This is a genomic window from Streptomyces sp. NPDC059002 (assembly GCF_042740435.1).
Taxonomy (GTDB): Bacteria; Actinomycetota; Actinomycetes; order Streptomycetales; family Streptomycetaceae; genus Streptomyces.
Genome location: NZ_JBHYJI010000020.1, coordinates 19,616 through 39,235, shown reverse-complemented (window position 1 = coordinate 39,235; position 19,620 = coordinate 19,616). Strand labels below are relative to the sequence as shown.

At 72.4% G+C, this 19,620-nt stretch carries 15 protein-coding genes; 12 read left to right on the top strand and 3 right to left on the bottom strand.

Translation table 11 applies throughout. The features are described 5' to 3' along the window. Nucleotides 1–17: 17 nt before the first annotated feature. A complete protein-coding gene (locus ACFWZ2_RS19830) occupies nucleotides 18–1,892 on the bottom strand; it encodes an ATP-binding cassette domain-containing protein (RefSeq protein ID WP_384547344.1) in 1,875 nt (624 codons plus the stop codon). A 363-nt stretch (nucleotides 1,893–2,255) separates the two neighbouring features. Here ACFWZ2_RS19830 and ACFWZ2_RS19825 point away from each other — a divergent pair, with 363 nt between their 5' ends. Continuing rightward, the gene (locus ACFWZ2_RS19825) at nucleotides 2,256–3,347 is read left to right on the top strand and encodes a mechanosensitive ion channel family protein (protein WP_384547342.1); all 1,092 of its coding nucleotides are present in this window, start codon (nucleotides 2,256–2,258) and stop codon (nucleotides 3,345–3,347) included. A 57-nt stretch (nucleotides 3,348–3,404) separates the two neighbouring features. Next, complete coding sequence (locus ACFWZ2_RS19820; RefSeq protein WP_384547340.1) at nucleotides 3,405–4,331, top strand: cation diffusion facilitator family transporter; 927 nt, start codon at nucleotides 3,405–3,407, stop codon at nucleotides 4,329–4,331. Nucleotides 4,332–4,427: 96 nt separating this feature from the next. On the opposite strand, the gene lipB is transcribed toward ACFWZ2_RS19820, so the two are convergent. Continuing rightward, a complete protein-coding gene (lipB, locus tag ACFWZ2_RS19815; protein ID WP_384547338.1) occupies nucleotides 4,428–5,132 on the bottom strand; it encodes a lipoyl(octanoyl) transferase LipB in 705 nt (234 codons plus the stop codon). A 142-nt stretch (nucleotides 5,133–5,274) separates the two neighbouring features. Between lipB and ACFWZ2_RS19810 the strand changes: the two genes are divergently transcribed. Further along, nucleotides 5,275–6,330 carry a LuxR C-terminal-related transcriptional regulator gene (locus tag ACFWZ2_RS19810; RefSeq protein ID WP_384547336.1) on the top strand — a complete coding sequence of 352 codons (1,056 nt, stop codon included), beginning with the start codon at nucleotides 5,275–5,277 and terminating at the stop codon, nucleotides 6,328–6,330. A 102-nt stretch (nucleotides 6,331–6,432) separates the two neighbouring features. Here ACFWZ2_RS19810 and ACFWZ2_RS19805 read toward each other — a convergent pair whose 3' ends face one another. Beyond that, the gene (locus tag ACFWZ2_RS19805) at nucleotides 6,433–8,085 is read right to left on the bottom strand and encodes a class I tRNA ligase family protein (RefSeq protein ID WP_384547334.1); all 1,653 of its coding nucleotides are present in this window, start codon (nucleotides 8,083–8,085) and stop codon (nucleotides 6,433–6,435) included. Nucleotides 8,086–8,356: 271 nt separating this feature from the next. Between ACFWZ2_RS19805 and ACFWZ2_RS19800 the strand changes: the two genes are divergently transcribed. The 9 genes from ACFWZ2_RS19800 to ACFWZ2_RS19760 all read left to right on the top strand — a co-directional run bounded on the left by ACFWZ2_RS19800 (nucleotide 8,357) and on the right by ACFWZ2_RS19760 (nucleotide 19,618). Further along, nucleotides 8,357–10,204, top strand: coding sequence for a DUF4157 domain-containing protein (locus ACFWZ2_RS19800; protein WP_384547332.1), 1,848 nt, complete (start codon nucleotides 8,357–8,359; stop codon nucleotides 10,202–10,204). 33 nt (nucleotides 10,205–10,237) lie between these two features. Next, nucleotides 10,238–10,849: a nucleotidyltransferase domain-containing protein gene (locus ACFWZ2_RS19795; RefSeq protein ID WP_384547330.1), complete on the top strand. Its 612-nt coding sequence runs from the start codon at nucleotides 10,238–10,240 to the stop codon at nucleotides 10,847–10,849. A gap of 159 nt (nucleotides 10,850–11,008) precedes the next feature. After that, complete coding sequence (locus ACFWZ2_RS19790; RefSeq protein ID WP_384547329.1) at nucleotides 11,009–11,356, top strand: DoxX family protein; 348 nt, start codon at nucleotides 11,009–11,011, stop codon at nucleotides 11,354–11,356. Nucleotides 11,357–11,399: 43 nt separating this feature from the next. Further along, on the top strand, nucleotides 11,400–11,828 hold the full coding sequence (locus ACFWZ2_RS19785; RefSeq protein WP_384547328.1) for a VOC family protein: 429 nt from the start codon (nucleotides 11,400–11,402) through the stop codon (nucleotides 11,826–11,828). A gap of 712 nt (nucleotides 11,829–12,540) precedes the next feature. Beyond that, a complete protein-coding gene (locus tag ACFWZ2_RS19780; protein WP_384547326.1) occupies nucleotides 12,541–14,019 on the top strand; it encodes a sugar transferase in 1,479 nt (492 codons plus the stop codon). A gap of 74 nt (nucleotides 14,020–14,093) precedes the next feature. Next, nucleotides 14,094–15,410, top strand: a complete 1,317-nt coding sequence (locus ACFWZ2_RS19775) for a nucleotide sugar dehydrogenase (RefSeq protein WP_384547324.1) — start codon at nucleotides 14,094–14,096, stop codon at nucleotides 15,408–15,410. After that, nucleotides 15,400–16,665, top strand: a complete 1,266-nt coding sequence (locus ACFWZ2_RS19770; protein ID WP_384547322.1) for a glycosyltransferase family 4 protein — start codon at nucleotides 15,400–15,402, stop codon at nucleotides 16,663–16,665. The genes ACFWZ2_RS19775 and ACFWZ2_RS19770 overlap by 11 nt, the downstream gene beginning before the upstream one ends. Next, entirely contained in the window at nucleotides 16,662–18,059 is a 1,398-nt protein-coding gene (locus ACFWZ2_RS19765; protein ID WP_384547320.1) for a Wzz/FepE/Etk N-terminal domain-containing protein, read from the top strand. The genes ACFWZ2_RS19770 and ACFWZ2_RS19765 overlap by 4 nt, the downstream gene beginning before the upstream one ends. Further along, the gene (locus ACFWZ2_RS19760; RefSeq protein WP_384547319.1) at nucleotides 18,056–19,618 is read left to right on the top strand and encodes a Wzz/FepE/Etk N-terminal domain-containing protein; all 1,563 of its coding nucleotides are present in this window, start codon (nucleotides 18,056–18,058) and stop codon (nucleotides 19,616–19,618) included. The genes ACFWZ2_RS19765 and ACFWZ2_RS19760 overlap by 4 nt, the downstream gene beginning before the upstream one ends. The last annotated feature ends 2 nt before the right edge of the window (nucleotides 19,619–19,620 follow it).

The following is a 19,620-nucleotide window of genomic DNA, read 5'->3' as shown; positions in this document are numbered from 1 at the left end:
CCGGTCCTGGGTCAACCTCACCGGTCCTGGGCGAGCCGGTACAACTCCGCGAAGAGCCCGTCGCGTTCCATCAGTGTCCGGAAGTCGCCCTCCTCGCGCACGCGGCCCCGGTCGAGGACGACGATGCGGTCCGCGATCCGGGCGTTCTCCAGGCCCTGGGTGACGAAGACGGCGGTCTTTCCCGCGGCGAGTTCCTTGAACCGCCGGATCACCAGGTACTCGGCGCGCGGGTCCATCGCCGACGTGGGTTCGTCCAGCATCAGCATGGCGGCGTTGCGGTAGAAGGCCCGCGCGACCGCGATCCGCTGCCACTGCCCGCCCGACAGATCGGTGCCGCCCCAGTGCGAGCCCGCGACGAGCGTGTCCAGGCCGTGCGGGGCACGCGCGATGACGCTGTCCGCTCCGGCCGCCCGCGCGGCGTCCAGGAGCAGGGCGTCGCTCCCCGAACGGGGCTGGCCGAGATGGATGTTGGCCCGCAGGTCCATCGGCCAGCGGGTGAAGTCCTGGGGCACCAGGCCGACCTTCGCCCACACGCTCTGCGGATCGGCGTCGGCCAGGTCGACGCCGTCCCAGCTCACCGTGCCGGTGGACGCGATGCGGAGCCCGGTGAGCAGGGCGGACAGCGTGGTCTTGCCCGATCCGTTCTCGCCCACGAGCGCGACGAGTTCACCGCGTCGCAGGGTGAGGCTGACCCCGTCGACGGCCGGGGACGTGGCGCCCGGATAGGTGTAACTGACGTGCTCCGCACGGATCTCGGCGGGCGCGCCGTCCGGGACCTCCCTGGCCCCGCGGACCGCCCGCAGCGCCTCGGCCCGCCGCAGGAAGCCCTGCCAGTCCTCCAGGTACAGGCTCGTACGGAACAGCCGGGCGGCGGCGAGGACCAGGGACGTCAGCGCGCCGGTGCAGGTGCGCACGGCGACGACCGCCGTGGCCGCGAGCGCGAGATCCAGCCGCCCGCCGGCCGCGAGCCAGCCGAGGGCGGCCCAGGTCACGGCCAGCATGAGTCCGCTGACACCGGCGCCCAGCAGGGTGACGCCGAGGACCCGCGGGGCGGCGCGCCGGTGGGTGCTCCTGATCCGCCCCGTGACCTCCTCGTACCACCCGGCGAGGAACGCGGCCATGGTGGTGGCGCGGACCTCGGCCGCGGTGCGCTGGTGGGTGGCGTAGTGCCGCAGGAGATAGCGCAGATGGCTGTCCGCGATGTTCTGGTGGTCGGCCCGGTGCTGGATCCGCGCGGTGGTGACGGCCGCACCGCCCTTGGGCAGCACGGCGAGCAGGAGCAGCGGCAGGAGGACGGGGTGGAGCAGGGACAACACCGAGGCGGCGGCGACGAGTTGGCCGAGCGCGGAGACCATCGCCTGCGCGTCGCCGACGAGGTTCTCGGTCGCCTCCGCGCCCCGGCCCGCGGCCTGCAGCCGGTCGGCGAAGCCGGGCCTGTCGTACTCCTCCAACTCCACCCGTGGGGCGGCCGCGAGGATCTGCAGGTCGGCTTCGCAGGCGACCTCGGGGCCGAGCCGCGCCGCGGCCCAGACCCCGACCGCGTCGGCGCAGGCCCGGACCGCCGCGGCGGTGGCGACCACGATCAGGCCCGGCGCGGCGGCCGCCACCCGCTCGGCGACCTGACCGCCCTGGAAGAGCTGGGCGAGCACGCCGGGCAGCGCGGCGAGCGCCACGGCCGACGCGGCGACGACGGCCAGTTGGCAGACCGCGAGCCAGCACATCGCGGGCCGGTCGGCGGCCCAGCCGAGCCGGGCCGCGGCGCCGAGGGTGCGGGGCAGCCGTGCGGCCATCCGCCACCAGGAGGCGTTCGCGATGTCCTCGAAGCGCGGGTCGGCGCGGACGCCGACCTCCTGCCGGGGGCCGGCGGGCGGGGCGGCGGATGGCTGCGTCACCCTGCCCATGGTGGAGGGCCAACCGGCGCGTACGGGGGCGAAGATGACGGATTCGCCCGCACGGGGCAGACCGGGGGCACGGCCCGAACTGCCGTGCGGGGCCGGGTCGGCGGCGGCCGCCGCGCATACGTGACGGCCCGGTGAAGATCCAGGTGGGGGTACGCGCGACGGCCTCCGGCGGATGCGGCAGGATGACGTCCGCGCCGGACCGGGCTCTCGTTCCGGCGTGACCGAACTCCCGGAATCGAGCAGGTATCACAAGGTGACGACACATCACATAGGCCGCATACGGCCGCATGCGCCGCGTACGACGGAACCCGGAGCCGCGCCGACGCCCGCTTCCCGTACGACGGGAGCGCACCGATGACCCGCGCGCTCACCCTGCACGACTGGATCGTGGCCGGGATCGCCGTGTTCTCCGGCGTCGCGGCGGGACTGCTGCTGCGCACCACGCTGCGCTGGCTCGGCGAGCGGGCCCGGCGGACCCGCTGGAGCGGCGACGACGTCATCGTCGACGCGCTGCGCACCCTCGTGCCCTGCGCGGCCATCACCGCGGGGCTCGCCGCGGCGGCCGAGGCCCTGCCGCTCACACAGCGCACCGGGCGCAACGTCACGATGACGCTGACCGCGCTGCTCATCCTGGCGGCCACCCTCACGGCGGCCCGGATCGTCACCGGCCTGGTCAGGGCCGTGGCGCAGTCCCGCTCCGGGGTGGCGGGCTCGGCGACCATCTTCGTGAACATCACCCGCGTCGTGGTGCTCGCGATGGGCTTCCTCGTCGTCCTGCAGACCCTCGGCATCTCCATCGCACCACTGCTCACCGCGCTCGGCGTGGGCGGTCTCGCCGTCGCCCTCGCGCTCCAGGACACCCTCGCCAACCTCTTCGCGGGCGTGCACATCCTCGCTGCGAAGACGGTGCAGCCCGGCGACTACATCCGGCTCAGCAGCGGCGAGGAAGGCTACGTCGTCGACATCAACTGGCGCAACACCACGGTGCGGCAGCTCTCCAACAACCTCGTGATCATTCCCAACGCCAAGCTCGCGGGCACCAACATGACCAACTTCAGCCGCCCCGAGCAGGAGCTGTCGATCATGGTGCAGGTCGGGGTCAGCTACGACAGCGACCTGGAGCACGTCGAGCGGGTCACGACCGAGGTCGTGGACGACGTGATGGCCGACATCACGGGCGCCGTCCCCGACCACGAGGCGGCCATCCGCTTCCACACCTTCGGCGACTCGCGGATCAGCTTCACGGTGATCCTGGGCGTCGGCGAGTTCAGCGACCAGTACCGCATCAAGCACGAGTTCATCAAGCGCCTGCACCAGCGCTACCGCGCCGAGGGCATCAGGGTCCCCGCCCCGGAGCGCACGGTCACCGTCCAGCAGGGCGAGCTGCCGCCCCAGCTGGGCATCCCGCAGCAGCGCGACACCTCGGCGGCCCCGCGGGTGCACTGAGCCGAGTGGCCGACCGTCGAGTGGTGACCCCGGGAACGGCGTGATCGACTCGCGGGCATGGGGCACGACCACGGCCCGTCCGCCGCGGCGACGGGCGGCACTCTCAGCGGGACGTACCGCAATCGCCTGCTGTGGACCATCGGCATCAGCGGCTCGATCACCGTCATCCAGGTGGTCGGCGCGATTCTGTCCGGCAGCCTCGCGCTGCTCGCCGACGCCGCGCACAGCCTGACCGACGCGGTCGGCGTCTCGCTCGCGCTCGGCGCCATCACGCTCGCCCAGCGCGCGCCGACGCCCCGGCGCACCTTCGGCTTCTACCGGGTGGAGATCTTCTCCGCCGTCCTGAACGCGCTGCTGCTCGTCGCCATCTTCGTCTGGGTCCTGTGGTCGGCGATCGGCCGGTTCAGCGACCCGGTGGAGGTCAAGGGCGGCCTGATGTTCGTGGTGGCGGTCGGCGGTCTCCTCGCCAATCTGGTGGGCCTGTGGCTGCTGCGGGACGCCAAGGAGAAGAGCCTCAATCTGCGCGGCGCCTACCTGGAGGTCCTCGGGGACGCGCTCGGCTCGGTCGCGGTGATCGTGGGCGGCCTGATCATCCTGCTGACGGGCTGGCAGGCCGCCGACCCGATCGCCTCGATCGTCATCGGCCTGCTGATCGTGCCGCGCGCGTACGGGCTGCTCAGGGACGCCGTGCACGTACTCATGGAGGCGACCCCGCAGGACATGGACCTCGACGAGGTGCGCAGCCACCTCCTGGAGGAGCGCGGCGTGGTCGCGGTGCACGATCTGCACGGCTGGACGGTCACCTCGGGGATGCCGGTGCTCACCGCGCACGTGGTGGTCACGGAGGCGGCGCTCATGGGCGGGTACGGCGAGCTGCTCGGGCGCCTGCAACGGTGCGTCGGCGACCATTTCGACGTCGCGCACTCGACGATCCAGCTGGAGCCGGAGGGGCACGGGGAGGACGGCGGGGCGCTCCATACGTAGCGGGGCGCTGCACACGTAGCGGAGCGCTGCACACCTAGTGGAGCGCTCCGCCTGACGGTCGCACGCGGCGGCGCTCCCCCTGCCGCACGCAGCCGCCTAAGACGCCCGCCGCGCCCCGAAGGCCCGTGCCACCGCGTCCCGCACCGCCGCGTCACCGGGCGCGGCGACGCCCCGCTCGGCGGCCATCTCCGCGAGGGACGTCATCGCCACTTCGGGCAGCCCGCACGCCGTGAAGCGCGTGAACTCGTCCAGGTCGGGCGCCACGTTGAGCGCGAAGCCATGGCTGGTGACGCCGCCGCGGATCCGCATCCCGATCGACACGAGCTTGTCGTGCCGCGGCGTCCACACGCCGACGAGGCTCTGGGCGCGGGGCGGGGTGTCCCTGCGCACGGCCTCGAAGCCGAGCGAACCGACCGCGTCGATCAGCCCGTTCTCGACCCAGCGCACGATGTCGCCGGGACCGCGCTCGCGCAGATTGAGGATGAGGTAGCCGACGAGCTGCCCCGGCCCGTGATAGGTGGCCTGGCCGCCGCGGTCGACCTCCACGAGGGGGATCGGCGATTCGGCGCGCGGGAGTTCGTCGGCGGGGGTCCGGGTGCCGTAGGTGATGACGGGCGGGTGCGTGAGGAGGACGAGGCGGTCGCCGATGGTCCCCGCGCGGCGCCGCTCGGCCCAGCCGCGCATCTCCTCCATCGCCTCCAGGTACGGAACCTCACCCAGATCGACCCGCTCCAGCTCCCGCGCGCCCAACTCGCCGTCCTCCTCCGCCTCGATCCCCGTCGTGCCCTTCGGCGTTGCCAACCGCGGTCCCGGCCGGGGCATTCCCCCGCCGGGTCCGTCGGACGTCCGGCCGATCCGGCTCCGTACGGCGGCCGCGCCTGGTCGCCATACCCCCACCAGGTAAGGTCGCCCCAGCGATCACGAGCCAGGAGGGGGCGACTTGATGACCGCTGGAGCGGCGATGCCCGCGCGCGAGACGACCATGGCCCTGTACCGGGAGCTGCGGGTCCGCGGCGCGGCGGGGTTCGGGGAGGCCGCCACCGCGCTCGGCATCGGCCCCGACGAGGCCGACGCCCATCGCGGCGAACTCGGCAGGCTCGGGCTGATCCATCCGCTCGGGGAGCACGACGGGCCGGACGGCCCCGACGAGCCCGGCGGCCCCCGCGGCGAGGACACCGTGACGGTCGTCGGGCCCGAGGTCGCGCTGCGCAGACTCCTCGCGAGGGAACGGCAGGGACTGCTCGCCAGGGAGCGCGAATCGGCCGCCCTGCACGCGGCGGTCGGTGATCTCGCCGAGCACTATCTGCACGACGCGGCCTGGCTCCACGCCGATTCACCCGTCGAGGTCGAGGTGGTGACGGACCGTCAGCGCATCAATCAGGTCCTCGTCGAGCTGACCGAGACGACCCGCGTCGACGAATCCTCCCTGCATCCCGTGGAGTTCCAGCCCGGCGACCGGCTCAGGCTCTCCTTGGAACGCGACGTGCTCGCCGTGCAGCGAGGGGTGCGCGTACGGGCCCTGTACAGCCGGCGGCTGACCAGGGTCCCGCACATGGCCGAGTTCTTCGAGCAGCAGGCGGCGGCCGGGGTCGAGGTGCGCCTCGCACCCGCCGTCCCCATCACCATGATCATCGCGGACTCGCGCGCCGCCCTGCTACCGCTCGACCCCGACCGGCCGCGCGACGGACTCCTCGTCGCCCGCGGCCTGTCGCTCGTCCGCTCGTACGCCGCGCTGTACGAGTACTGCTGGATGACGGCCACACCGTACGAAGGGTCCTGCGCCGCGGCGGAGGAGCGCGGCCCCGCGGGCCTGACCGAGCAGCACCTGGTCATCCTGCGGATGCTGGCGGGCGGGGCGAAGGACGAGCGCATCGCCCGCGCCCTGGGGGTGTCGCTGCGCACGGTCAGCAGGCTCCTCTCGGAACTGATGCAGCAGCTGGACGCCTCCAGCCGCTTCGAGGCGGGCGTCCGCGCGGCCCGCCTCGGGCTCCTGGACTGAGGGCGCGGCGGGGCGGTCCGGCCGGAGTCCGCAGAGCCCTCGCAGTCCTAAGAGTTCTCACAGCCCTGATGGTTCTCACAGCCCTGAGAGTTCTCACAGCCCTCACAGTCCGAAGACCGGGCCCGACGGCGGCTCGACCCGCGTGCCCGGCGGGGGCGCGCAGAGCGCGGCCGCGGTGACCGGTCCCGGGGTGCGGACGCCGAGCGCCGCGGCGAGCCGGGCGGCGCCCTGCGGCATCACGGGCCAGGCCCACACGGACAGCGCGCTCGCGACGGCGAGCTGTGCGGTGAGGGCGGGGGCCCGCCGTGCGGGGTCGGGTGTCGCGTCGTTCACCCACCCGAACTCCGCGGCGGACGCCACCACTTCGTCCAGGAGGGCGAGCAGCCGACGCGGCGCGAAGGCGCCCGGCGCGTACGCGTCCCGCAGCTCCACCGCCGACCGCTCGACGCGGCCCCGCAGCTCCTCCCAGCCGTCGCCGCCCGGCAGCGCGTCCGGCACCAGACCGCCGTGCCCGGACCGCACCTCGGCGAACAGGCGGCGCAGCCAGCCGTTCCACTGCCCGGTCAAGTGCCGCCGTGTACCGGCGAGTTCACGCTGCCGGTGCGTGATGGGGCGGCCGCTGGGGCGGTGGGTGAGGACGTGGCGGCGCAGCGCGTCCGGGCCCACGGCGGTGAGCGCGTCCAGGGCCCACAGCGGTGCGTCCGGGTCCGTCACATACGGCTCGCTCACGTGGAGTGCGCGGGGCAGCGGCAGTCCGGCCAGGGCGAGGAGCGCGGGCAGGAGCAGGGTGTGGAAGGCGAGGCCGGAGCGCGGCAGGAAGTGCACGGCGTGGTACGGGCCGTCCTCCGCCACCGTCTCGGCCGCCGTCAGATGGGAGAGCGCCAGCTGGAACGGGGCGGCGACGCGCTGGTCCGCGTAGCCGTCCACGGGCACGGGCAGGCCCCACTCCCCCGGCCGGGTCGCCGGGATCTCGGGGAGGCGCTCGGCCGTCATCCGCTCCGTCATCGCACGGGCGGCGGGCGGGAGTTGGGCCGTGACCCAGTGGTCGATGAGTGCGTCGCGGTGCGGTTCGAGGGCGAAGTCCAGGCGCGCGGCGCGGCGCCGCCCGGCTCGTGCGCCGCACCCCGCGCAGTACGGGACGGCCAGCTCACCGGGGTCGTTCCACCGCAGACATGCCCCGCACGCACCGGCGGGCCCCTCCGCCGCACAGTCCGGGCAGCACCCCACGAGCAGCCGCCCTGCGGGCCAGCGGCCGCACGGCCCGCAGTACGGCAGGTGCCGCTCCCGTCGCACGAGGGCGCCGCCCGCGTGCAGCCGCGCGAACCACTCGGTGACCCGCCGCCGATGACTCCCGTCCGACGCCGCCCGGCCCACCCCGTCGAAGGCGACACCCGCGTGCTGCCAGTCGGCCGTGATCGCCTCCCCGAACGCCTCGGCGACGTCGTCGGGTTTGCGCCCGGTACGCAGCGCCCGGGCGACCACGTCGGGGTGGTGCTCGTCGAGGGCGGAGGTGAGCACGACCGCCCGCCCGTCGGCCCGCAGCCCGCGCGCCAGCACATCGGCGGCGACGTACGGCCCCGCCAACTCCCCGATGCCGAGCTCCCCGTCGGGGACGGCAGCGGCGGCGACGATCCAGGTGGTGAGGGCGGGGCCGGGGCCGGGTGACGTGACAGAGGTGGCAGAGGTGGCAGAGGTGGCAGGGGTATCTGGGGTATCTGGGGTATCAGCGATGGAAAACGCGGCAACGGCGGTCACAGTGGGCATCCTCACGAACGGCATGCGTCGGTCACATGTGCCGTCTCCGGCGGGGCCCTCGGAGACGGCGGGAGCGCTCCGCCGCCTCAAGCCTGCGGCATCACCGCACCTCAGGACCAGCGCTCTCCGCTGCGCGTCCCCGCCATGGCGCGAGTACGCCAGCCCCTGCGGAGGGTGGCGCCGTGCCCCCAAAAGTGCCCTTCCGTACCTGGTCGAGGCCGCACCCATGACGTATGCAGGATGAGCTGAATCGTTCTGCCGAAAGGGCCTCATGGAAGCCAGGGACCACGCCAAGCAGCCGGACGCCGGGAGGGTGCGCCCCGCGCCGTCCCGGTCCGCCGAGGCCGGGGAAGGGACACCGGTCCCGGGGCTCCTCGCCCTGCAACGGACCGCCGGGAACGCCGCCATCGTCCAGTTGCTCGCCGAGGCCGACCACTCCTGGGCCCAGGAACACCATCAGCACGGCGCGGGATGCGGCCACCAGCAGGCCGAGGAGTCCCCCGTGCAGCGCTCGGCCGTGCCCGACGTGCTGCGCGCGCCCGGCCGGCCGCTCGACGGAGCGGTCCGTGCGGACATGGAGGCCCGGCTCGGCGCGGACTTCACGGGCGTACGCATCCACGACGACACGGCGGCGAAGGCGTCGGCGGCCGAGGTGGGCGCCCGCGCGTACACCTCGGGCAGCCACATCGTCATCGGCGACGGCGGCGCGGACCGGCACACGCTGGCCCATGAGCTGACCCATGTCATCCAGCAGCGCCAGGGTCCGGTGGCCGGCACGGACAACGGTTCCGGGCTGAGCGTCTCGGACCCGTCGGACCGTTTCGAGCGCGAGGCCGAGGCCAACGCGACCCGCGTCCTGTCGGGCCCCGCACCGGCCGAAAGGGCCGATGGCGAACCCCGGGGCCCACAGAGCGGACCGGCCGACGGCGGTGGCCGGATCCAGCGTCAGGTGGCGGTCCCGCTCGACGCCTATCAGCGCGGCGTCGACCCCGAGGGCAACGGCCTGACGGTCGCCCAGCTCAAGAACTACTTCCGCATGACCGTGGACAGCGAACTCCAGGTGGCCTTGGGACAGTTGGGATCGAAGAACCAGCGTGCGGTGCAGGAGAAGTACGACGCGGTCACCGCCTATCTCAAGACGACCGACGACGCCACCGTCGTCCCGGAGGGCGAACTCACGCAGGCGCGGCAGGTGGTGAACGCCGTACGGAAGTTCGTCGCGAAGAGCGGGGTCCCGAGCCGCAGCGACCGCTACAACGTGAAACCGCAGGCCCCCTACGAGCACGCCGAGGGTGTGACGTGGGCGAACGACGAGGAGATGTGGAGCTCCTTCGGCCCCGGCTTCGGGGCACTGCACGATGCGGGAGCGCTGACCGAGACCGCTCCCCGGGAGAGCCGCCAGAAGCCGGTGAGCCGGCTGACCTGGGCCCAGGCCACCGCCCTGCTGCCGCAGCCGCTCCTCAAGCTCCTCTTCGACGTGCGGTTCCAGCTGGACACGGTCGCGACGGAGGCGACGGAGAACACCCCTGCCGTCCCGAAGACGGTCGTCGACGAGCGCACCGACGACGAGAAGGCCAGGCAGGTGAAGAGCCCCACCGAGCCCGGCACCCTGCGCAGTTGGCATCAGGACAGCCAGGGCCTGCTGCCGTCCAGCACGGTGCCCCGGCCGACCCAGCAGGAGAAGAGGAAGCTGGGCAAGGAGGCGACGCGCGAGCAGGCGGTCGAGGACTACAAGGGTGTGGTCGCGAAGTCCGTCCCGGAGTCGGGCGCGGACCTGCACGCGCACTACTCGAAGAACTCGCAGTCGGGCGCGGGCAGCAACATCGACCCGGACGCCCCGCCGGTCCCCACGGGCCTCGCCGAGTACACGGGCACCGGTTCGCGCGGCGAGCACAACACCAAGGTCGTCCTCGACTACGTCCAGAAGCGCGTCTATCTGACCCTCACGCACTACCAGTACTGGATCCTCCAAGGGACCGGGGACGAGGCGCAGTTCGTCACCACCGGCACCTCCGAGATGGGCGAGGCCCTGGGCAGGATGGCCGACGTGCAGCGGGACGCGGAGCCCGACACGCCCCTGAAGCTGATGAGCCCCTGGCTGGAGATCCTCGTGGCCTGAGGCGGCCGGGGACCGCCGGGAACAATGGGCGGCATGACACACGCCCACGATCACCTCGGCAGCTGGGAACCCGCGTCACCGGCCGATGTCGTCGCCACGTTCTCCGGTCTGGACGCCTGGTGGTGGATCGCCGGAGGCCTGGCGATCGAACTCGCCGTCGGGCACCCGTTCCGGAGCCACGGCGACATCGACGTCCAACTGCTGCGCCGCGACCAACGGGCGGCCCAGCAGGCCCTCGCGGGCTGGGAGTGGTGGGCCGCCGACCCGCCGGGGACCTTGCGCCCGTGGGCGCGGGACGAGGTCCTGCCGCCCGGCGTGCACGACATCTGGTGCAGGCCGGGGGCGGATGATCCCTGGCGCATCCAGATCATGCTCGACGAGTCCAGCGGCACGGACTGGGTGTCACGGCGCGACCCGCGCGTGCGCAGGCCGATCGGCGAGCTGGGGCAGGTCTCTGCGGACGGCATTCCCTTTCTCGCGCCGGACATCCAGCTCTACTACAAGGCCAAGTCGCCCCGCCCCAAGGACGAACAGGACTTCGACGCGGTGCTGCCCGTGCTCACGGAGCGGCAGCGGCGGTGGCTCGCCGACGCGATCACCATGACGTACGGCCACCATCCCTGGACCGGACGCCTGCACAGGTGACCCGGCACCGCTCCTCGGCACCACGCGGAACAAGGGCGAAAACTTTCTTCCCCGAGCTGTCACATTCCTGTGCGGCGGCGGGTCAGAAGAAGTGAGAGAGCAGGAAAGCCCGCCGGAGCGGACCCCGCACCGGCACCCGCCTCATGAGGAGCCACTCTGATGTCCACCGCCCACGTCGTCGTCACGCTCATCGCCGCAGCCATGACCGCCTTCTCCGCCGGGTCTGCCTTCCTGCGCGCCTCCTGGGTCCTCAAGCCCATGACCGACTACGGCATCCCCGAGCCCTGGCTGCCCTGGCTCGGTGCGGCCAAGGCCGCGGGGGCCGCGGGCCTGCTCGTCGGGCTGCTGGTGCCCGCCATCGGCATCGCCGCGGGCATCGGCCTCGTGCTCTATTTCGCCGGAGCCGTGATCACCGTGATCCGCGCCCGCTGGTACAGCCACATCCCCTTCCCCCTCGTGTACGTCGCCCCCGTCGTCGGCGCACTGGCCCTGGGACTGGCCGCCTAAAAGCACTTGATTGAGCCACGAAGCACGCTGTTAGGGTGCGCCGATGTCAACGATCAAGCAGTTCCAAGTCGCCTTCGACTGCGCGGAACCCGAGCGCCTCGCGCGCTTTTGGTGCGAGGTGTTGGGGTACGTCGTATCGCCGCCGCCCGCCGGGTTCGCCACGTGGGACGACTTCGACCTCTCCCGGCCCCCCGAGGACCGGGGCGCGTGGTTCGCCTGCAGTGATCCCACGGGGGTGGGGCCGCGGCTGTTCTTCCAGCGCGTCCCCGAAGGCAAGGTCGTCAAGAACCGGGTGCACCTTGACGTGCGCGTCGGCACCGGACTCGTGGGCGAGGAGCGCCTCGCCAAGCTCGAGGCGGAGTGCACCCGGCTGGTCGCGCTCGGCGCGGTGCGCGAGCGGCTGCTGTACGACGGCACCGACTCGTGCATCGTGATGCAGGACATCGAGGGCAACGAGTTCTGCCTCGACTGAGACCGCACGGGGCCCGTCCGCGGACGGGCCCAACTCATGGGCGTACGCGTCGATTTCAGGCTGATTTTTGCGCCGCGTGCCGGGTGGCTGGAACCCGCGCGCGGCCCTGCCGGCAGTTCCGGGACGCCCGGGACTGCCGGTTTCTGCTGTCGGGGTCACACCCGTCGTCACAGGTCACACGGCATGCCCCGGCCGTCGGGGCGCCCCCCACTAGTGATCGTTTCGTGGACTCCGCTTCAAACCTTGAGCACAAGTTGCACACATCCCCTCTCCACGCGCGGCTCGATGGTCTAGATTGACCGTGCTTCGCATGCCTGGACACGAGGCGACAAATAACGATCTATAGGTCTGGCACCACGGACAGCCAGCGAACTCGTCCCGGTGCCGGGCGTGGGGGTGATCCATTTTCGGGGCCCTGGAGGGGGTCTCGGGTGCGGGGAGCGCCCGAGGCTTCGACGGGTCCCCGCACACCTCGAGGGGCCGACAGGACACACGGGTCCGCGGCCGCCCCGGTGGGGTGTTGGAGCAGCGCTGCAATTACCGGGATGTCATTCGGCGGGAGGCGGGGGCCTCCCGTGGGGAGGAACAGCGCGGCGCGGGGGGCGAGGGCCTCCCGAGGGGAGGACGCGTGCGGGGGGCGGGTGCCTGCCTCCCGGGGGGAGGAACCGTGTGGGGCAAACCCGTCGAGCCCACTGGAGACCTGGGGGGGTCTGTGCAACAGGGGGAATTAGTCAGCCCGTTCCTGCCGGCGCGCGGGCGTCCGGTGAACGGGGCGATCAGCCAGCCCGCGATCGACTGGGAACAGCGGTACCGCCGTACCGTGATCACCAGCGATACCGTGGCCACCGCCTTCGTGGTGGCGGCGATCGGCGGCTTCTTCGGAGTGCGGGACGCTGCCAACTGGCATGAGAACTGGGCGTTTCTCGCCTTCGGCACCGAGCTGCTCGTACTGGGAGCGCTCGCGGTGAGCAGGGCGTGGGCGCCCGCCGTGCTCGGCCAGGGCGCCGAGGAGTTCCGCAGGCTCGGGCGCTCACTGTTCACGGCGGCCGTCGTCCTCGCGCTCGGCGGGATCGCCCTGACCTCGCGCAACATCAAGCTCTGGATCTTCGTCGCGATCCCGGCGATCGCGCTCGTCACCATGACCACCCGGTATGTGCTGCGCCTCTCGCTGCACAAACAGCGCAAGCAAGGGCATTGCCTGAGACCGGTGCTCGCCGCCGGGAGCCCGGCCACCGTGCGCGACCTGATCACCCGGGCCCGCAAGTTCCCGCACCTCGGCTGGCGCGTGGAGGCGGTGTGCACGCCGGACGGTCTCGGACCGGGCGGCGACCACCTCGACGGCGTGCCGGTCGTCGGCCGCCTCACCGACGTCGCGGGCCACGTCCGCCGCGACGGCTACCGGGTCGTCGCGGTCACACCGGACCCGCACTGGTCGCCGGACCGGCTGCAGCGCCTCGCCTGGAACCTCGAAGGCAGCGACGCCGAAATGGTCGTGGCCCCCGTCCTCATGGAGGTGGCGGGACCGCGGCTGCACGTCGACGCGGTGCTCGGGATCCCGCTGCTCCGGGTCAGCATGCCGACCTTCACCGGGGGCCGCCGGGCGATCAAAGAGATCGTCGACCGGCTGGGCGCGGCGTTCCTGCTGATGCTGTTCGCACCGCTGATGGTGCTCGTCGGAGTACTCGTCCTCATGGACAGCCGGGGCGGCGTGTTCTACCGCCAGCGCAGGGTCGGCAAGGACGGCCGCGAGTTCACCATCTTCAAGTTCCGCACCATGGTCCCCGGAGCCCACGGGGCACGCGCGGAGCTCGCCGACCGCAACGAAGGCGCGGGCCTGCTGTTCAAGCTCCGCCGGGATCCGCGGGTGACCCGGGTCGGGGCGATGCTGCGCCGGTACTCGCTCGACGAACTCCCGCAGCTTTTCAACGTACTCACCGGTTCGATGTCGCTCGTCGGCCCGCGGCCGCCGCTGCCCGAGGAGTCCGCGGCGTACGGCCCCGACATCCGGCGGCGGCTCCTCGTCAAGCCGGGGCTCACCGGCCTGTGGCAGATCAGCGGACGCAGCGACCTGCCGTGGGAGGAAGCGGTCCGGCTCGACCTGCGGTACGTGGAGGACTGGTCGCTCGCCCTGGACACGGTGATCTTGTGGAAGACGCTGCGTGCGGTGCTCCAGGGGCAGGGGGCCTACTGATGTGTGGGGGGCGTCGGCAGGCCGACGCACGGAAGGCGGGCCGCAGGGGTCTGCCTGGGGGGGAGGAACGGAATATGAGGGTCAGTGTCTTAGGGCTCGGCTATGTGGGCTGCGTGTCGGCCGCGTGCCTGGCGAGTCAGGGTCATGAGGTCATCGGAGTGGACGTCAACCAGGCGAAGGTCGACCTGGTCAACGACGGCAAGGCCCCGGTGGTCGAGGAGCGGATCGGCGAGCTCACCGCCGAGGTCGTCCGGAGCGGAGCGCTGCGCGCCACCCGTGACGTCCGCGAGGCGATCATGGGCAGCGATGTGTCGCTCGTCTGCGTGGGCACACCGTCGGAGCCCAACGGCAGCCTGTGCACCACCTACTTGGAGCGGGTCACCGAGCAGATCGGCGCCGCGCTCGCCGCGCGGGGCGGGCGGCACACCGTCGTGTTCCGCAGCACCATGCTCCCCGGCACCTGTCTGAACCTGCTCGTGCCGATCCTGGAGAAGTACGTCGGCGGCACGGCGGGGACGGACTTCGGGGTCGCGGTCAATCCGGAGTTCCTGCGCGAGGGCACGAGCGTGCGGGACTTCTTCGATCCGCCCAAGACCGTCATCGGCGAACTCGACCCGGCGAGCGGCGACGTGGTGGCGGCGCTCTACGACGGCCTGCCCGGCGAGGTGTTCCGGGTGCCGGTCCCGGCGGCCGAGGCCATCAAGTACGCGGACAACGCGTTCCACGGCCTCAAGATCGGCTTCGCGAACGAGCTGGGCGCGGTGTGCCAGGCGCTCGGCGTCGACTCGCACCAGGTGATGGACGTGTTCCTGGCCGACCGCAAGCTGAACATCAGCCCCGCCTATCTGCGGCCCGGCTTCGCCTTCGGCGGCTCCTGCCTGCCCAAGGACCTGCGCAGCCTGGTCCACGCGGCGCGGCGGGCCGATGTGTCGGTGCCCATCCTCGCCCATGTGCTGCCCTCCAACTCCGACCATCTGCAGCGCGCGGTGGACCTGGTCGAGCGCACCGGCAAGCGCCGGGTCGGCCTGTTCGGGCTCTCCTTCAAGCCCGGCACCGACGACCTCCGCGAGAGCCCGCTCGTCGAACTGGCGGAGAGACTCTTCGGCAAGGGGTACGACCTGCGGATCCACGACGCCAACGTGAGCCTGTCCCGGCTGATGGGCGCGAACCGCGAGTACATCGAGACCCGCCTCCCCCACCTCGCGCAGCTGCTCGCCGACTCCGTCGACGAGGTGCTCGAACACGCCGAGGTGTGCCTGGTCGGCACCAAGGACCCGGCCGTGCTCGCGGCGCTGCCGCACGGCAAGGGGCCGGTCCTCATCGATCTCGTCCGCCTTCCCGACGCCGAGGCGCGCCGGGCCGAACCGGGGTACATGGGCCTTGCTTGGTAACGCGAACAGCGGCGGCGGACCGAACCGTCGCGCATTGATCCTGGTGGAGAACCTCTCGGTGCCGTTCGACCGGCGGGTGTGGCAGGAGTGCACGACGCTGCGCGACGCGGGCTGGACCGTGCACGTCATCTGCCCTCAAGGGACCAAGAGAGACACGGAGTCGGAGGCCGTGATCGACGGGGTGCGGATCCACCGCTACCCGTTGCGGGCCGCCACCGGGGGCCCGGCCGGTTACGTCAAGGAGTACGGGTCTGCGCTGTGGCACACGGCCCGGCTCGCCCGCAAGGTCGGCCCGGTCCATGTGGTGCACGCCTGCAATCCGCCGGACCTGCTGTTCCTGCCCGCGCTGTGGCTGAAGCGGCGCGGCGCGCGGTTCGTCTTCGACCAGCACGACCTGGTGCCCGAGCTGTACCTCTCCCGGTTCGACCGGGGCAAGGACCTGCTCTACCGCGCCGTGTGCGCCCTCGAACGGCGGACCTACCGGGCCGCGGACATCGTGCTGGCCACGAACGAGAGCTACCGGGACGTCGCGGTGCGGCGCGGCGGCAAGCGGCCGGAGGACGTCTTCGTGGTGCGCAGCGCGCCCGACGTCGACCGCTTCCATCCCGTGCCGCCCGAGCCGGAGTTGAAGCGCGGCAAGCCCCATCTGCTGTGCTATCTCGGCGTGATGGGCCCGCAGGACGGCGTCGACTACGCCTTGCGCGCCCTCGCGAAGCTCCGCGACGACCTCGGCAGAACCGACTGGCACGCGGTGTTCGTCGGCGCCGGTGACACCTTCGACGCGATGGTGGCGCTGTCCCGGCGGCTCGGGCTCGCGGACCAGGTGCAGTTCACCGGGCGCATCCCGGACGCCGATCTGGCGCGCTATCTGTCCACCGCGGACGTGTGCCTCTCCCCCGACCCGCACAATCCGCTCAACGACGTGTCGACCATGAACAAGGTCCTCGAGTACATGGTGATGGGCCGGCCGATCGTCTCGTTCGACCTCCGGGAGGCGCGGGTCTCCGCCGGTGACGCCGCCGTGTACGCGCCCGCCAACGACGAGTCCGAATTCGCCAAGCTCGTCGCACTGCTCCTGGACGATCCCGAACAGCGGGCCAGGATGGGTGAGATCGGCAGGGAGCGGATCAACGGCCAGCTCTCCTGGCGGAACTCGCAGGCGTCGCTGCTCGCCGCCTACGCCGCCGCCTGCCGTGACCACACCCCGGTGTCGGCGGGCGGCCCGGTGCGGACAGGGAAGAGGCTTCGTCGTTGAGTGAGGACACGATACGCCTGGTCACGATCGGGCGGATTTTCCGTCGGCGTTGGCGGCTGCTCGCCATCGTCGCCGTGCTGGGCGCGTTCGTCGGCTACGGCGCCTCCCTGGTGTTCCCGCCGAGTTACACGACTTCGACGTCGGTACTCCTCGCGGGGCAGTGGGAGGAGCGCGAACTGCTCACCCAGGCGGAGATCGCGGCCAGTTCGGCGGTGGTCGACCGTGCGGCCGACACGCTCGGCTGGGACGGCGTCAGCGGCAGCGAACTGCGGGACCGGGTGAGCGCCAAGGCCGCCGACGGCAACATCATCAAGATCTCGGGCACCGCCGAGACCCCGGAGCGCGCACAGCGGCTCTCCGACCAGGTGGCACGGCAGTTCGTCACCTTCGCCGCGCGCATCGCGGGCGACAGCAGCGACTCCGAGTCGGCGGAGGGACCCGAGGCGCTGCGGCAGAAGGTGGTGCAGACCAACCGTCGCATCAGTGATCTGGCCAATGCGGCCGATCCGGGCCAGACCGTGGAGAGCGTGCAGGCCCGCACCGAACTCGAGAAGCTGCGCACCGCGCTGCAGGAAGCCATGAAGAAGCTGGACGAAGCCGACCCGGCGAGCAGCAAGGCCAACATGGTCGTCATGGGCCCCGCGGCCCGGCCGACCGGCGAGGCACCGCCGACCAGGACGCAACTCGTCGCCGCGGGGGCGCTGTTGTTCTTCCTGGCCGCGGTCATCGGCCATCTCGCCGCCGCGCGGGTGAGCCGCAGGCTGCGCACCGAATCGGAGATCGCGGCGGCCCTCGGCTCGGCGCTGCTCGGCACCGTCGACGTGCCCGGGGAGCGGGCCGCGCACCGGCCGCAAGGGCCGGGTCCGCGGGCCTGGATCCGCGGCATCCTCGGCCTCGACACCCGATGGGACCTGCCGGCCCCGCGGATGTCCGGCGACGAGGCGAGCAGACGGATCCGCTACCGGCGGGTGTGCGCCCGCCTCCGGCAGAAGCTGTCGGCGCCCCGGCGGCTGCTCGTCGTCGTACCGGAGGGCGACGAGATCGCCCGCCGGGCCGCGGAGCAGCTCGTCGCCGAGGCCAGAAGCGACCCCTCTGCCAACTCTTCAGGCAAGGGATATCCCACGCTGCGAGTGGTGGAGGTCCCGGTGTCCCGGCCGCTGGTGCCGGACCGCGGCACCGAGAACGGCGCCCTGGTCGTGCTCAGCGCGGGCAGTTGGACCGCGGTGGAGCTCGCCGGTATCGCCGAGGCGTGTGCGGACGCGGGGCACGAGGTCGTCGGGACCGTCGTGGCGGGCCCGGTGAGAGACCGTCCGGCGCGGTCCTCCGAACAGCCTCCGCGGCACGCCACACCGGCGCTCGCGGGGGGCGACGACGTCAGGGGTGGTTCGGTGTGACGACGGGCAAGACTTCGGAGTCGACGGCCCCCACTCCCCTGTTCGACCTGCAGGCACTGGTGGTTGCGGTGCGCAGACGCCGTCGCCTCTGGTGCGCCATGGCACTGCTCGGGCTGCTCGCCGGTGCGGCGTTCGCGGTCCTGCTGCCGTCGCCGCCGACCGCGGTGACCAAGGTCCTCGTCAGGCACGAGGACGACCAGCCGAACGACACCGGGACGCTGATCCGCACCGACGTCGAGGTGCTGCGGACCACCCGGATCGCCGACAAGGCCCTCAAGGCCCTCAAGTCCCCGGAGAACCCGGAGGACTTCATGCAGGACTACCGGGGCACCGGCGTGACCAACAACCTGCTGCAGATCGATGTGACGGCCGACAGCGACGCGGAAGCGGTGGCCCGGGCCAAGGCGCTGGCCGACGCGTTCGTCGCCGACCATGTGCGGCGGATGCGGGCGGCCGCGAACGCCGAGGCCAAGGCGCTGCGCGACCAGCGTGACCGCATGCGGGACGAACTCGCCAAGGTCAACGAGACGATCGGCGACCGGTCGCCGCAGAGCGGCGACCCGAAGGAGTCGGCGAGCATCGAGTCGCTCTTCGCCCGCAGGGCCGAACTGAACTCGCGGATCGCCGACTTCGACCAGCGCGCCGAGGAGGCGCGCATCGGCACGCCCAAGCTCATCGCGGGGACGCAGATCGTGGACGCGCCGCGCGCGGTGCGGAACTCGGTGCCCAAGGCCGCTGTCACCAACGCCGGGATCGGGCTCGTCCTCGGCCTGGTCCTCGGGATCGCGGTGGCCGCGGTCGGCGCGGTGGTGGCGGGCCGCCCCGTGCTGCGCAGGGAGATCTCGTCGAACCTCGGCGCCTCGGTCATCGCGGAGCTGCGCCGTACGCCCCGTTGGTCGGTCAGGCTCTGGCAGCTGCCACGGACCCGGACGGCACGCGAGCGGCTCACCACGACCCTGGTCCGCTCGGTGCGCGGCTCCGCGGAACCGGTGTCGTTCCTCGAACTGGGCTGTGCGCGCACCACGAGCGCGATCGCCCTCGACGTCGCCAGAGCACTGGCCGCGGAGGGTCCTGTGGTCGTCATCGACGGTCTGCCGGGGACACAGCTCTCGGGCCACCGCCCGCAGTCGGGTGACCCGGCCGTGGTCAGCGGCGAGCGTGCCGCGGCCATGCCGCGTCAGGTGCGCAGGCTCGGCGTCGGCTCGGTGGCGCCCGGCACGGCGTGGACCGACCTGCGGTACCTGGGCAGTCAGACCGTGCTCGTCGTGCGTGCCGGGCACGGCAGCACCACCTGGCTGCACACCGTGGCGCGCCAGCTCGCCGACCAGCGCATCCCGGTGATCGGTGTGGTGCTGGTCGACCCCGATCCGCGGGACAGGACCGACGGCACGCTGTGGGACGGGCTCGACGTCGCGCTGCGGGGCCACAGCGAGCGCCTCGCCCGGCAGAACGAAGGGGGTACCTCCCACGCCGTTGAGGCAGTGGGGGAGGGCCAGTTACGGACGGAGCGGCCGTCATGGGCCGTACGCGTCCCGGACACCGACCAGGAGGCACGGTAAGA

Bases quoted from the DNA above. Each gene is read 5' to 3' on its own strand.
- ACFWZ2_RS19825 (WP_384547342.1), top strand. From the start codon at position 2,256: ATGACCCGCGCGCTCACCCTGCACGACTGGATCGTGGCCGGGATCGCC.
- ACFWZ2_RS19820 (WP_384547340.1), top strand. From the start codon at position 3,405: ATGGGGCACGACCACGGCCCGTCCGCCGCGGCGACGGGCGGCACTCTC.
- ACFWZ2_RS19810 (WP_384547336.1), top strand. From the start codon at position 5,275: ATGACCGCTGGAGCGGCGATGCCCGCGCGCGAGACGACCATGGCCCTG.
- ACFWZ2_RS19800 (WP_384547332.1), top strand. From the start codon at position 8,357: ATGGAAGCCAGGGACCACGCCAAGCAGCCGGACGCCGGGAGGGTGCGC.
- ACFWZ2_RS19795 (WP_384547330.1), top strand. From the start codon at position 10,238: ATGACACACGCCCACGATCACCTCGGCAGCTGGGAACCCGCGTCACCG.
- ACFWZ2_RS19790 (WP_384547329.1), top strand. From the start codon at position 11,009: ATGTCCACCGCCCACGTCGTCGTCACGCTCATCGCCGCAGCCATGACC.
- ACFWZ2_RS19785 (WP_384547328.1), top strand. From the start codon at position 11,400: ATGTCAACGATCAAGCAGTTCCAAGTCGCCTTCGACTGCGCGGAACCC.
- ACFWZ2_RS19775 (WP_384547324.1), top strand. From the start codon at position 14,094: ATGAGGGTCAGTGTCTTAGGGCTCGGCTATGTGGGCTGCGTGTCGGCC.